This window comes from Mycoplasmopsis arginini (genome assembly GCF_965278885.1).
GTDB lineage: Bacteria > Bacillota_I > Bacilli_A > Mycoplasmatales > Metamycoplasmataceae > Metamycoplasma > Metamycoplasma arginini_B.
This window is the reverse complement of the sequence record NZ_CBDIHE010000001.1, coordinates 101,712-115,670: the sequence shown is the minus strand read 5'-3', so window position 1 is coordinate 115,670 and position 13,959 is coordinate 101,712. Positions and strand designations below refer to the sequence as shown.

Annotated in this window: 13 protein-coding genes and 2 tRNA genes; 7 read left to right on the top strand and 8 right to left on the bottom strand. The window is 27.8% G+C overall.

What is annotated here, in order from left to right; translation table 4 throughout:
- Positions 1-154: 154 nt before the first annotated feature.
- Positions 155-988, bottom strand: a complete 834-nt coding sequence (locus ACQW0Y_RS00505; RefSeq protein WP_427867247.1) for a hypothetical protein — start codon at positions 986-988, stop codon at positions 155-157.
- Between the two features lie 111 nt (positions 989-1,099).
- A tRNA-Leu gene (locus ACQW0Y_RS00500) sits at positions 1,100-1,184 on the bottom strand.
- Positions 1,185-1,357: 173 nt separating this feature from the next.
- On the opposite strand from ACQW0Y_RS00500, the gene ACQW0Y_RS00495 reads away from it, so the two are divergent.
- Positions 1,358-1,843, top strand: a complete 486-nt coding sequence (locus ACQW0Y_RS00495) for a dUTP diphosphatase (protein ID WP_427867246.1) — start codon at positions 1,358-1,360, stop codon at positions 1,841-1,843.
- Positions 1,844-1,891: 48 nt separating this feature from the next.
- On the opposite strand, the gene tsf is transcribed toward ACQW0Y_RS00495, so the two are convergent.
- From tsf to arcA, 3 genes are all read right to left on the bottom strand, one after another.
- Positions 1,892-2,770: a translation elongation factor Ts gene (gene tsf / locus ACQW0Y_RS00490; protein WP_427867245.1), complete on the bottom strand. Its 879-nt coding sequence runs from the start codon at positions 2,768-2,770 to the stop codon at positions 1,892-1,894.
- Between the two features lie 29 nt (positions 2,771-2,799).
- A complete protein-coding gene (gene rpsB / locus ACQW0Y_RS00485) occupies positions 2,800-3,657 on the bottom strand; it encodes a 30S ribosomal protein S2 (RefSeq protein WP_427867244.1) in 858 nt (285 codons plus the stop codon).
- A 287-nt stretch (positions 3,658-3,944) separates the two neighbouring features.
- A complete protein-coding gene (gene arcA, locus ACQW0Y_RS00480; RefSeq protein ID WP_427867243.1) occupies positions 3,945-5,177 on the bottom strand; it encodes an arginine deiminase in 1,233 nt (410 codons plus the stop codon).
- A 361-nt stretch (positions 5,178-5,538) separates the two neighbouring features.
- Between arcA and rpoE the strand changes: the two genes are divergently transcribed.
- From rpoE to ACQW0Y_RS00460, 4 genes are all read left to right on the top strand, one after another.
- Complete coding sequence (gene rpoE, locus ACQW0Y_RS00475) at positions 5,539-5,808, top strand: DNA-directed RNA polymerase subunit delta (RefSeq protein WP_427867242.1); 270 nt, start codon at positions 5,539-5,541, stop codon at positions 5,806-5,808.
- Between the two features lie 33 nt (positions 5,809-5,841).
- The gene (locus tag ACQW0Y_RS00470) at positions 5,842-6,684 is read left to right on the top strand and encodes a class II fructose-bisphosphate aldolase (protein ID WP_427867241.1); all 843 of its coding nucleotides are present in this window, start codon (positions 5,842-5,844) and stop codon (positions 6,682-6,684) included.
- 17 nt (positions 6,685-6,701) lie between these two features.
- Positions 6,702-8,036: a thermonuclease family protein gene (locus ACQW0Y_RS00465; RefSeq protein ID WP_427867240.1), complete on the top strand. Its 1,335-nt coding sequence runs from the start codon at positions 6,702-6,704 to the stop codon at positions 8,034-8,036.
- An 80-nt stretch (positions 8,037-8,116) separates the two neighbouring features.
- Positions 8,117-8,210, top strand: a tRNA-Ser gene (locus ACQW0Y_RS00460).
- Positions 8,211-8,299: 89 nt separating this feature from the next.
- Here ACQW0Y_RS00460 and argS read toward each other — a convergent pair.
- Positions 8,300-9,925, bottom strand: a complete 1,626-nt coding sequence (argS, locus tag ACQW0Y_RS00455; protein ID WP_427867239.1) for an arginine--tRNA ligase — start codon at positions 9,923-9,925, stop codon at positions 8,300-8,302.
- 50 nt (positions 9,926-9,975) lie between these two features.
- Here argS and cysS point away from each other — a divergent pair, with 50 nt between their 5' ends.
- A complete protein-coding gene (gene cysS, locus ACQW0Y_RS00450; protein WP_427867238.1) occupies positions 9,976-11,184 on the top strand; it encodes a cysteine--tRNA ligase in 1,209 nt (402 codons plus the stop codon).
- A complete protein-coding gene (rlmB, locus tag ACQW0Y_RS00445; protein ID WP_427867237.1) occupies positions 11,184-11,879 on the top strand; it encodes a 23S rRNA (guanosine(2251)-2'-O)-methyltransferase RlmB in 696 nt (231 codons plus the stop codon). Before cysS ends, rlmB begins: the two co-directional genes overlap by 1 nt.
- A gap of 50 nt (positions 11,880-11,929) precedes the next feature.
- Here rlmB and arcC read toward each other — a convergent pair whose 3' ends face one another.
- Both arcC and argF read right to left on the bottom strand, forming a co-directional pair.
- Entirely contained in the window at positions 11,930-12,865 is a 936-nt protein-coding gene (gene arcC / locus ACQW0Y_RS00440; RefSeq protein ID WP_427867236.1) for a carbamate kinase, read from the bottom strand.
- A gap of 2 nt (positions 12,866-12,867) precedes the next feature.
- Positions 12,868-13,911 carry an ornithine carbamoyltransferase gene (gene argF / locus ACQW0Y_RS00435; RefSeq protein ID WP_427867235.1) on the bottom strand — a complete coding sequence of 348 codons (1,044 nt, stop codon included), beginning with the start codon at positions 13,909-13,911 and terminating at the stop codon, positions 12,868-12,870.
- Between the last annotated feature and the right edge of the window lie 48 nt (positions 13,912-13,959).

Here is a 13,959-nt window from a genome sequence, read left to right as displayed (position 1 = left end):
TAAAATTTAAAAAGGCGTTTTATTGAGGGTTTTTGGCAAAAGGGGAAAAAATGTCTTTTTTTTAACTTAAAATAAGACATTTTTTGTATAAAAAAGAAAATTGTAACTTTTTTAATAAAAAAACCACAAAGCATGGTAATGGCTGTGGTGGTTTTTATCTTTTTATTAATGAAGAATTTAAATATTTAAATTCAAAATTATTAAATGAAAGTAAGTAAAAATCATTAAAACTGTTATAGTCTTTTACTTTATTTAAAATGTAAAATTCATAAATTGTAATAGAAAATGAAAGAGAAAAAATGTTTGCTAATAATATTATTAATATTCTTGTGATTGCAGAAATTGGTACATTTTCATCTTGCTTTTTATATAAAATGACAATAACAGCAATAAGAATTGAAGATACAATTAAAGGAAATAGTATATCTAAAAATACGATTCTTGTAATTGCAAATTTTCTTTGACTATTAAAATTAGGGGTAATAAATGAGTGCATTGCAAAATCGCTGTCAATTTCATTTATTAAATTTTTATATTGAGGTGAAACTAATGTATAACATAAAATATCGGCAACTAAGTTCGTAAAAGCACTTTTTGTCATTTGCTTTGTTTCTTTAGTTTTTTTGTAACGTTCATTAGGTATTTTACTATCTTTAAAGAAAACAAACTTAGATTTATTTCGCAATGAGTTAATATACGAATAGTAATGAAAATAGTCTTTGATATAAAATCTTTTTAATAAATCTAAAAAGACAAAAGCTAATAATATTGATAAAATTCCAGAAATCAAACCAGCTAAGATACTAATTGTAATATCATTAAAAAGCTTAAATCCACTATCTGAAGAATATTTATTTTCAAAAATAGCCACCATATAAGTGATTAAAAATCACACCATTGTAATTACTGAAAGTAACAAAATTAAATGTCAACTTGAATGTAATTCATGTTTTTTAATCTTTTTTAATTCTTGTTTTTTGTTGTTCATTTTATTCCTTAATTATGAAATTATTTAACACAATAATTATAATAAAAAAATACTTATATTAAATAAGTATCTTTCATGATAAGTAAATCGGTAATTTATTTTGTAATTATATGGTGCTCCAGACTCGACTTGAACCAGCACGGCTCCTAACCGGTTGATTTTGAGTCAACTGCGTCTACCATTTCGCCACTGGAGCTTTTAAAATAGCATTAATATTATAAATTATTATTAATAATCTTGTATTTTTTTTGTTAGATTTGCAATATAAAAAATAAATTTATAACTTTGTTTTTTTACAAAAAATAAGATATTAAAAAAATAATATAAATCTTAATTTTATTATTGTTAATGGATTATAATTTTTAAACTATGAATTTAAAAGAAATTTTTGAATCACAAAAAAAATTAGATAAAGCTTTTTCAGACAATATTTCAAAGAAAGACGAAAGATATTTTGACACTAAAATTGTTATCGCTTTATTAGTTGAACTTGGGGAGTTTGCTAATGAAGTTAAAGCATTTAAATATTGAAAAAAAGATAAAAGAATAAATTGAACTAAAATGCTAGAAGAATTTGCAGATGGAATACATTTCATTACTAGCATATCTCACCCTTTAGGTGTAGAACCAAATTTAACCCCTTTTATTAAGCATAAAAATTTTAGTCTTCAATTAGCATATACATATAAACTATTTACTAAACTATTAACTCACAAAGATCAAGTAAGTGCCTTAAGGGCCTATGAAGCATATCTTGGTCTTGGAAAACTTGTTAATATTAATGAAGAAGATATTATTAATTCATATCGTGAAAAAAACAAGAAAAATTACGAAAGAATAGAAAATAAATATTAAAAAATTAACCTCAAATAAAAAAGAGGTTAATTTTTATTTAAATTATTTTTATTTTGCCATTTGTTCAGCAACTTCAGCTGCGAAGTCAACAGTCTTTTTTTCGATTCCTTCGCCAACTTCAAATCTTTTAGCATTAATCAATTTTAATTTTGAATCTTCTAAGTATTGCGCTACAGTTTTGCTGTCATCCATTACAAATGGTTGGTATAGTAAAACACCTTTTTCATTTAATTCTTTTCTTAATAAACCAGCTTTAATTGATTGTTGAATTTTTTCTGGTTTATTAGCTAATGCTGGAGAAGCATCTAATCTGTCGTGAATTTCTTTTAATTCGACTTCACTTAAGCATGATTCAAATAAATGTGATGGGTTTAAAGCAGTAATATGCATTGAAATATTTCTTAATGCTTCTTGGTTTGAACCTTCACCAATAATAATTGTTGCTACTCTATTATTTGCATGTGTATATGCCGCAACAATTTCGCCTTCTTTAGCAACATATTTTAATGATCTTCTTAAAGTGATTTTTTCTCCAATTTTTGCTGTTAATAAACTTGTGTGGTCTTCAATTGAAACACCATCAATTTTAATAGCTAATAATTCTTCGTTTGTTGAAAAATCATTAGTAAATAAAGCTTCACCAATTTTGTTTGCAAGTTCGATAAATAATTCGTTTTTTGAAACAAAGTCTGTTTCAGAATTAAGTTCGAAAATAACAGCTGTGTTATCTTTAACTAATGCTCTTACAATACCTTCAGCAGCAATTCTTCCAGCTTTTTTAGCAGCCTTTAAAATTCCTTTTTCTTGTAATCAATCGATTGATTTTTCAACATCGTTATCATTAGCTTCTAAAGCTTTTTTAACATCTAAGAAACCTAAATTTGTTCTTTCTCTTAATTCTTTAATTTTATTTAAATCTACTGACATAATTTACCTCTTTTTTAGTTTAGTTAGCTTTATTTGTTTTCTTGTGTTTTTGATTCAACTGGTCTACTGAATTTTCTTTCTTTTGTTTCAGCTGATCTTGGATCTTCTGGTAAAACAATTTCTTCGTTTGATTTGTAAGCGAATAATTGTGCTTCACCTCTAGCAGCAGCAATAGCATCTGCTAAGATGGTAATAATTAAAGTTAATGATTTTGCTGAATCATCGTTTGCTGGAATTACAAAATCAACTAAATCTGGGTTCGAGTTTGTATCGTGAATAGCAAAAACTTTTAATCCTTTTCTTTTTGCTTCTCTAATAGCGATTTCATCTTCAATTGGAGATGCAACAATCATAACTTGAGGCATTTGAGCTTTGTTAGCTAATTTTCTAATACCACCTAAGTTCTTTTGTAACTTAGCAATTTTCTTGTCGTTTAAAAGACCTTCTTTTTTGGTGTAACCTTTGTAACCATTTTTTTGTAGTTCTTCTAATCTTTCTAATTCTTTAACACTTCTAAAAATTGTTTGTGAGTTTGTTAAAGTTCCACCTAATCAACGTTCTGAAACATAAACTGAGTTTGTTCTTGCAGCAGCTGCTTCAATAGCTGATTTAGCTTGTTTTTTTGTACCTACTCAAATAAATGAAATTGGTTTTTGAGCCATTTTATTTAATAGTTTGTAAGCATATTCTAATGTTTTTTGAGTTTTAGCGATATCAATAATATGAATACCAGCTCTTTTTCCGTAAATGTATTGTTTCATTTTTGGGTTTCAACGACTTACTCTGTGTCCAAAGTATGTTCCAGCTTCTAATAATTTTTCTCTTGAAACAATAACTGGTTCTGTTGAAACTGTTGTTTTTTGTTCAACTTGTTTTTGTTCTGACATATTTTTTCCTTTTTATAAAATTGTTTGTTTTTTAGCTTCCTATTATTTCTAACAATTAACACCATTTTTATTGGCACATGCAATTGAATCCATAATAGTGTTTGATAAATTAATTTAAATTGAATAATTTATCGATACTTTTTTATATATAAAAAGTACTTTAATATTTTAACATAAAATTGATTTTATAAAATACTTAAATTATTATTTATAAAATAATAAAAAATATCCCCAGCAAGTGCTGGAGATTTTTAATATATAAAATTAAATAATTTTATAGTAATTTACTATCACTTAACATCTTTACGTGATAAAGGCATTGACATACAACGAGCGTTACCCATACCTAATGATAATTGGTTACCGTGGAATGGAAGAACTTTAATACCTGCAGCTTCTAGAGCAGCGTTTGTTTTTTCGTTACGTGAGTAACCAATTACAACACCTGGTCTAATTGCTAAGTAGTTTGTACCATCGAAGTGTGTTTCTCTTTCAATTTCCATTTGTGAAGCACCTTCACCTGCGATAGGAATTAAAACTGGTTTTTTGTTAATGATTGATTGTAATAATCCTTCTAGAGGTAATCCGTTTTCAACTGGTTGTGGTTCTGCTCCACCATTTACTAAGTCGTAATCTCAGAATTTAAATACGTCATTAGCGATTGGTGAGTATAGGAATTTGTCCTTGTCTAACATTGTTAGTCATGTGTCTAAGTGCATTAAGTTTGTTCATTTTGGAACGTTAATTGCAACAATACGTTTGAATTCACATTCTTTATTAGCAACAATGTTTTTAGCTAATAAAGTAACTGTTTGTAAGTCAGTTCTTTCAGAAACACCAACTACTAATGTGTCATTGTTGTAGATAAATACGTCTCCACCTTCGATTGATAATTTTAGTGAAGGGTCGTAGTATCATGGAGTATTAATTAGTTTAGGGTGATTTGAAAATACAAATCTTGAGAATAATGTTTCACGTTGTCTAACTTTGTAACGCATGTAGTGGATTGTTACACCATTACCTACTGATGCAAATGGGTCACGTGTGAAGTATAGGTTTGGCATTGGGTCAACGATTAATTCGTGATCTGCTTCGATACCTAAATCGTATTTTGTGATCCCTGCCATCATGATTTCTACTAATTCTCTTGATGTTTTTTTAGCTTTTAAGAAGTTTCTTACAACTACTTTGTGTTCTTCTGATAGAACTGGTTCTGAGTCTTCTAAGAATTCTTCGATTAATTTATCTTTAGCCTCTTGTGATGCTAAATCATATGTTTCAGCAACTAAATCAGTTAATTCAACAACATTGATGTCGTTTGCTTTTAATTCTGCTACGAATTGTTTGTGTTCTTTTCTAGCATCGTGGCTTTCTAAGATAGCTGAGAATAATAATTCATCTAGTCTAGCTGGTGTAATGTAGTCAATTTCACGTCCTGGTTCGTGAACTAGAACTGATTCTAGTTCACCAATTTCTGAATAAACGTGAATTCCTTTAAATTTACTGTCAAATACAGACATTGGGTTTTCCTTTCAAATAAATGATGTTATTTATGTATAAATAAGCTAGTTCCTTATAATGATAAATCGCTTAATTTATACAGTTATATTATACTACTTTTTTATTTTTTCTACTTTTAGGCCTATTTTTAAAAGAAAAAAGTCTTTTTTGTTGTTTTTAAAAAATATTTTTCTTTAATTTTTTTAGTATTAAATTATTTTTTAACCTAATTATTAGTTGGAATTTATATTTTTTAAAAAATACAAACTATATTTTCACTAATTTATTTTATAATATATTAAATATTATTTTTTATAGTTATAATATACGGATATAAAATAATAAATAAAGTGATTAATTCATTACAAAAGAGGGATTATTATGGCCGAAAAAGAACAATACAAAACATTACTTGATGTTGCCGAAGAAATTTTACAAAAAAAACAAAATTTAGACTTCTATAAATTATTTGACTCAATTCAACAAGTATTATTTGAAAGATGAAGAAACGAAAATGATGAAAACGTTTCTGATGAACAAATATTATTAAGAAAACGTGGTGAGTTATACCGTTTATTAACAGTCGACGGTAGATTCTTTCACAATATTGATGGTACTTGAACAACAATAAGACCTGATTTTAAAAACTAGTCTTTTTTTATTGACTAGTTTTTTTATTTTTTTATGTTAGTTAATGCTAAAGAAATTTTAAAAAAAGCTTACAAAAATAAAAAAGTTGTTTTTCACATCAATATAAATAATTTAGAATGAACTAAACAAGTTTTACTTGCTGCAAATGATTTTAATAAACCTATCATTTTAGGTGTTAGCCCTTCAGCTGCTAAATATTTTGGTGGCTATAATGTTTGTTACGCAATTGTTAATTCATTAATCAAGGATTTAAATATTACTACAGATGTATGTTTACACTTAGATCACGGTAGTTACGAAGATTGTCTTAAAGCGCTTGAAGCAAATTTTACTTCGATTATGTTTGATGGTAGCAAAATGTCTTTTGAAAGAAATTTAGAATTATCAAAAAAAGTTTTTGAATTATGTAAAGAAAGAAATGTATCCCTAGAATGCGAAACCGGCAGAATCGGAGGAATTGAAGATAAAATAGTTAGTGAAGTTGTCTACACCAAAATTAATGAAGCTATTGCTTTTAAAGAAATTGGTATTGATATGCTTGCTATTGGAATAGGCAATATTCATGGCGAATATCCTAAAGATTGAAAAGGAATTAATTTTGATCTTTTAAAGGAAATTAATGATGCTGTTAAAATGCCGCTAGTTTTACATGGTGGATCAGGTATAAGTGACGAAGATATAAAAAAATGCATATCTTACGGTATTACTAAAATAAATATTAATACTGAACTTCAAATAGAAAATGCAAAAGCAATAAATGAGTTCATTATTAATAATAATATTATGGAAAACAAAAATTATAATCCAAGAAAACTATATAAAAAAGCAAATGAAGCTCTATACAACAAAACAAAAGAGTTATTAAATAAATTTTAATTGCGGGGAAGAAATTTATGAAAAAAGGAACTAAACTAATATTATCAGGATTGGCTACATCATTTGTTCCATTATCTGCTATTACTTTAATTCAATGTAGCAATAAAGAAGAAAATGAAATAAAAGAAATTCAAGAAAAAATAAAAAGTTTGGATAAAGAAAATCCAAATATTATTGATAGTGCGCTTTATTCTTATGCAAAAGCTGTAATTGAAAGTTCACCAAAGGAATTTTTAAGTCAAAGATCTAAATTTTATATTAAGAACCTTTTATCTTTATTAGAATTTACAAAAAATTCACCTGTTTTACTTGATAAATTACCAGAAGGTTTAGAAAAATCAGAAGAAAAATTAAGAGTAATTTATGATTTATTTTCTTTTATTGTTAATATGGAAGGCTTCTTAGAAAAAAGTGAAGTACATAAAATAACACCTGATTTTTTAGACATACGTGAAGTCTTAACTAAAAAACGAGTTTTTAGCATAGAAGAATTTGATAATGTTGTAAAAAGATTTATTGTTTTAAATAAAAAAGTTAGATCTTTAATTAATAAAAAGATTCCTAACTGAGATAATTGAAAAATTGCAATTCTTAAATTAAAATATGGTTTTCTATTTAATCCTGATAACACAATTAACAATGAAGATCTTGATAATATATACAAAATAGAACCAAGTCCAGAACCTCAACCAAATCCTCAGCCAGAACCGCAACCAGAAGATAACAATAAAGAAATAAAAATTTCAAATGAATTTATTGTTGTTAATGGCAAAGAATATCATTTTTCAAATAGATTTCAAGAAGGTCTTGTTACCGAAGTTAGATTAATAGATGTTAATGACGGCGATACAGCAAAATTTAATAGCATTTCAAGTAATGAAACAAATAAATTTAGATTTTCAGGAATTGACACACCTGAAACATGATTTAAAGATAAAAATGGGGACTTCCAGCCAACAACTGGTAAACAATATAAATATGGTACAATAGCAAAAAAATTTACTATATCTAATCTTGAAGAAGCAAAAAGAATTTGAGTTATTCCTCAAACAACAATTAGTGAAAAAAATACTGATGAAGGAAGATTTTTCTTTGATCCCTACGGAAGAATCGTCGCGATAATTATTATTGAAAAACAAAACGGCGAACTTATTTGCCTTAATAATGAATTAATTAAAAATGGTCATAGTAAAGTAGCATATATTACATTAGATTCAAAAAACAAATATTACACTAAAAATGAAAATTATTATCATTGAATTAAGAAAAGCGAAAGACAAGCAAGAGAAAACAAAATAGGAATTTGGGGTGATAATATTAAAGAAATATATCCACCAAAAGGCAAAAGATAAGAAATTTTTAAGTTTCTTATCTTTTATTTCTTATTTTCTCATGATATTAGTATATAATTTACATTGCTTAATTAAGGTATGGGTAAGTACTCAAGTGGTCGAAGAGGCGGTCCTGCTAAGACTGTAGGGGTGTATAAAGCACCCGCGGAGGTTCAAATCCTCTCTTACCCGCCATTTTTTTTATACATTTTTTTAATTTATAAAAATTGAATTATAAAAACAGCTCCGAAAAAATATTAGAGCTGTTTTTATATATTATTAAATTACATTTTTTCGGGAATATCTAAATCCATCAACTTCATCGCATCTGCTAACACTGTTTTTACTGCTTTAACTAAAGCTACGTAACTTTCTTCATTTGGTGAATCAATAACTTTAACATTTGAGTAGAATGAATTAAATGCCCCGGCTAATTTTAGTAAATATGGAGGTAATAAATTAACCTTATATGTTTTTGCCATAGTTGCAATTAAATCTGGATATTCTTTCAATTCTGAAACTAATTTTTGTGAAAACTCATCATTTAATTCGGTTGCTTTAGGATTTTCATAATTAAATTTTTGTAATAATTGAGCACAACGAGCATGTGCATATTTGATAATGTACATTGAGTTTGTTTCGTCGGCGCTTGTAACTTTTTTAATATCAAAATCAATTTTTGAATTATATGATCTTTCAATTAGGAAAAATCTAATTGCATCTTTTCCAACCTCATCCATTAATTCTCTTAATGTTAATGAAGTTCCAAGACGTTTAGACATCTTAATTTCTTTACCATCTTTCATAACTCTAATTAATTGGAATAAAATAACTTCTAATTGATCTCTACGACATCCTAAATCCTCAAAAGCAAATTTTACCCGTTCAACATAACCTGAGTGGTCAGCTCCTCAAATATCAATTATCTTACCTTTTTCAGGATCTTCTAATTGTCTAAATTTTTGTTCATGGTAGGCAATATCTGCACATAAATAAGTTGAGTCACCATTTCTTTTAATAATAACTCTATCTTTATCATCTTTTCCACCTTTTGTAGTTTGCAATCATGTTGCACCATCTTTAACATAAGTGGTTTTTAATCTTCTAATTGCTGGTCAAACTAGATCTTTTTCATATTGAGCCTTTTCTGACGTGTATAAATCAAATCAAACTCCAAACTTTTGTAAATCTTCTTCAATGTTTTTTAAAGCAATTTCTCTACCAAATTCTCTAAAGATTGATTCAATTTCTTTAGTGTATTCAACATTCTTATACTTATCTTTATGTTGTTCATAAAAGGCCTGTGCAAATTCAATATTATCTCCACCACGGTATGCGTCTTCTGGTAATTCGTATGAAGGATTAAAAATTTGTTGATATCTTGCAAAAATTGAAATTGCTAATTTATTCATTTGATTTCCGTAATCGTTAACCAAATATTCCCTAACTACTTTATGGCCGGCTTTTTCTAAAATATTACATAATGTTGCTCCAATTGCTGCATTTCTTGCATGACCAATATGTAAATATCCTGTAGGGTTTGCTGAAACAAATTCTACATTTATTTTTCCTTTATTCTCTTTTGAAAAACTTCCATATTCAGAACCTAACTCATTAATTAAATTAACAGTATCAGCTAAAACTGAATTAGATACTCAAAAGTTAATAAACCCAGGCTCAGCAACTTGGATTTCACTAATTTGTTTATACTTATTTAAATCAATATTTTTTACAATTTCTTTAGCAATTTCAGTTGCCTTTTTTCCTAATTCTTTTTGCAATGTTAACGCAATGTTTGTAGAATAATCTCCGTAGTTTTTTGCCTCTGTCAATACTACTGTTTTATTTATTTTTAATTTGTCTAAAGCTTCATTGATTGAGCTTATAATAATTTCTTTTGCCGTTTTCATATTTTATTATTATATAATAAATTTACCCTTTTTCATATATAATGTTTTTTATGAAAAAATATTATTTATGCGGTCCAACCGTTTATAATTATCCACACATTGGCAATCTAAGACCTACAGTAACTTTTGATATTATGATTCGTGCTCAAAGATATTTAGGAGAGCAAATTTTTTATTTAAACAATATTACAGATATTGATGACAAAATTATCAATAAAGCAATTGAAGAGAATAAAACTGAGAATGAAATAGCAAAAAAATACGAAGAATATTATTTAAATTTATTTGAAATTTTCAACTTAGAGAGACCTAACAAGATAGTTAGAGTAACAGATTCTTTGCAAGATATGTATGATTATATTCAAAAAATGATTGACAAAAAAGCAGCTTATCAAGTTGGTGGCAATGTTTTTTTTGATGTTTTAAAATTTAAAGAAATTTATGGTTCAGTAAGTAATCAAAAAATAGAAAACTTAATTAATGAAGAAAATAATGAACTTAACAAAAAGAATGTTCAAGATTTTGCTTTATGAAAAGAAACTGAAAAAGGAATTAAATATGATAGTCCTTTTGGTTTAGGTCGTCCAGGTTGACATACCGAATGTAGTTGTTTTATTGATAAATATTTTAATGGTGAAACAATTGATATTCATGGTGGTGGCATTGATTTAATTTTTCCACATCATGAAAATGAAAACATTCAACATTATTCTATTTATCAAAAACCAATTTCTAACGGTTGAATACACTTTGGAACACTTAACTACAAAAATCAAAAAATGTCAAAATCTATTGGTAATTTGATTTTTCCACATGACTTTATTAAAAAATATGATCCAGATACATATAAACTTTTAATATTAACAACAAACTATACTAAACCAATTAATTTGACAGATGAAATCTTTGATTCTTTACAAAAAACTATTAATAAGTTTAAAGTTATTAATAATACTATTCAATTAAAAGACATTAATTATGAAAAATATGATAAAGAAAGAGTGGATGAAGTAATTAAAGCAGCAGCTGATCTAAACTTTTCTTTTGTTTTTAAGGAAATAATGGAACTTTCAAAAAAAGAAGAAAATTTTACAACATTAGTTAAAATTATGAAATTATTAGGTTTCCAATTTCCTGATTCAAAAGTTTCACAAGAAATGAAAGACAAATATTTGGAATGAAAAACATTTGTAGAAGCAAAAGACTATGAAAAGGCTGATGAAATTAGAAAAATATTAAAGGAAAACAATTTAATTTAATGAAAAATTTTATTTATGGTAAAAATTCTGTCTTAGAAGCTTTAGAAAATAATTTTCCAATTATAAAAATCTATTTACTAAAAGGTTTAGAAAATAAATCGATTAAGTTTAAAAATATCACTTATCTTTCAATGAATGAAATGAATAAAATAACAAATGGCAACCATCAAGGCTATATCGCTGAAATCGCACCTTTTAATTATCATGATATTCATACAATTTTGAAAGATAAACCTGAAACCATATTAATTTTAGATCATATACAAGATCCACAAAATTTTGGAGCAATTATAAGATCTTCTAATGTTTTTGGAATTAAACATATTATTATTCCAAAAGATCGGAGTGTTGATGTTACCCCATCTGTTTTAAAAACATCATCTGGTGGATTTAAAAATGTAAAAATTATTAAAGTAACAAGTTTATTTGAGTCTATAGAGTTTTTGAAAAAAAATGGTTTTTGAATTTATGCAACTGCTTTAAATGAAAAAGCAAAAATTATTTCTAAAACTAATTTCAGTTTTCCTGTTGCCTTAATTATAGGTAATGAAGGTTCAGGAGTTTCTAAAACTTTATTAAAACATGCTGATGAAATAATTTACATTAAACAAGATAGTGAGGCTGTTCAATCGCTAAATGTATCAGCCGCAACTGCAGTTTGCTTATATGAAATTTTTAATCAAAAAAATAAATAATAAAATAGCCGGGATTAAAAATCCCGACTTTTTTATATATAAATTTAAAATTAATTTAAAGTAACTTTTGTACCTATTTTTTCGGCAATAATGTCTTCTAAATCTTTTAAATCTCCGATGAATGCAGCTTTTCCGCCTTCTTCAACGAATTTAATAGCAGCTTGTACTTTTGGTAACATGCTTCCTGGAGCAAATTGTTTTTCTTCGATGTATTTTTCTAATTCAGCCTTTGTTGCGTGTTTTAGATCTTTTTGATCTGGTTTTCCATAGTTTACTTTAACATAATCAACTGCTGTTAAAACGATGAAGTAATCAGCATTTGTTAAGGCAGCCATTTTAGCTAAAGCAAAGTCTTTGTCGATAACACCATCAACACCGTTGATGAAACCATTTTCATCTTTAACAGTAGGGATACCACCACCACCACCAACGATAACTGTAGCACCTGAGTTAATAGCATTTTTCATTTGGTTAATACCAACAAAGTTGATTGGTTTTGGAGAAGCAACAACTTTTCTAAATCCACGTCCAGCATCTTCAACAATAACACTATTTGGGTTAGCAACTTCTGCTTCTTCTCTTGAAGCGAAAAATGGACCAATAGGTTTAGTTGGGTTTAAGAAAGCAGGGTCTTTAGGATCTACTAAAGTTTGTGTTAAAAGATATAAAACTTCTTTTTCTTCAACACCTTCTTCTTTGAATGCATTAGTAATAGCATTTACCATATGGTAACCAATGTAACCTTGTGACATAGCACCAGCTTCTGGTAAAGGAACTAATGGTGATTTAGGGTTAACTGAAGCAGCACTTACAAAGCCGTTAAAAATCATACCAACTTGTGGTCCGTTACCGTGACCAACAATAACTTCGTGTCCAGCTTTAACTAGTTCTGCGATTTTTTTAGCAGGAATTTTAACTAGTTCTTTTTGTTCTGCTGGGTTGTTTCCTAAAGCATTTCCGCCTAAAGCAATAACAATTCTACTCATAATTAGTATCCTATTGTAGCTAGAATAACTGCTTTAATTGTGTGCATACGGTTTCCAGCTTGTTGAATTGATTTGTTGTATTTTGATTGGAATACTTCGTCAGTAACTTCCATAGCACCTGTTGCAACAACTGGGTATTTTGCACCAAGTTTTTCTTTAATTTCAGCTGAGAATAAAGTTTTGTCATCGTGGAATGCTGGTAAGCAGTGTAAGAAAATAACGCTTTCTTTTGCTGCTTTCATCATAGCCATGTCAACTTGGAAAGCACCTAATTCTTGAATACGAGGTTCAAATAATTCAAATGGTTCACCTAATGATACTCAAACGTCTGTGTAAATAGCATCTGCATCTTTAGCAGCTTCTAATTTGTTATCTGAGAATGAAACTGATCCACCGTTACGTTCAAATAATTTTTGAACTGCTTCGTAAACTGCTTTATGGTCTGGACCATTTTTAACAATTTCTCATTGTGCTTTTGGACCACACATAACAATGTGTACACCAAAGAATGCAGCACCGATCATTAATGAACGAGCAACGTTGTTTTTAATGTCACCTGAGAAAACAATTTTCTTTTCTCTTAGGTCTCCAACAAATTCTTTAAATGTTAAGTAGTCAGCTAACATTTGTGTTGGGTGTTCAGCATCGGTTAAACCGTTTCATACTGGAACACCTGAGTATTTAGCTAAAGCTTCAACATCTGATTGTTTGAATCCACGGAATTCAATACCGTCGTACATTTGACCTAGAACCATAGCTGTATCTTCAACTGATTCTTTTTTACCAAAGTTTGATCCTGTAGGTCCGATGTATGTACAGCTTGCTCCTAAATCAGCAGCAGCAACTTCGAAAGCACAACGTGTTCTAGTTGAGTCTTTTTGGAACATAATAACAATGTTTGATCCTGTTAAAGGACGGTTGTTAACATGTAATCCTTGCATTTTAGCTTTCTTTAATTCTCAAGAAAGATCTAAAAGATAGTTAATTTCTTCGGTTGTGAAGTTTAGAGCTGTATCTAAACTACGACCTTTTAAATTCATTGGCATATAATAAATCTCCTAGTATATTTGTTTATATGTTTTTTATTTTTTTTA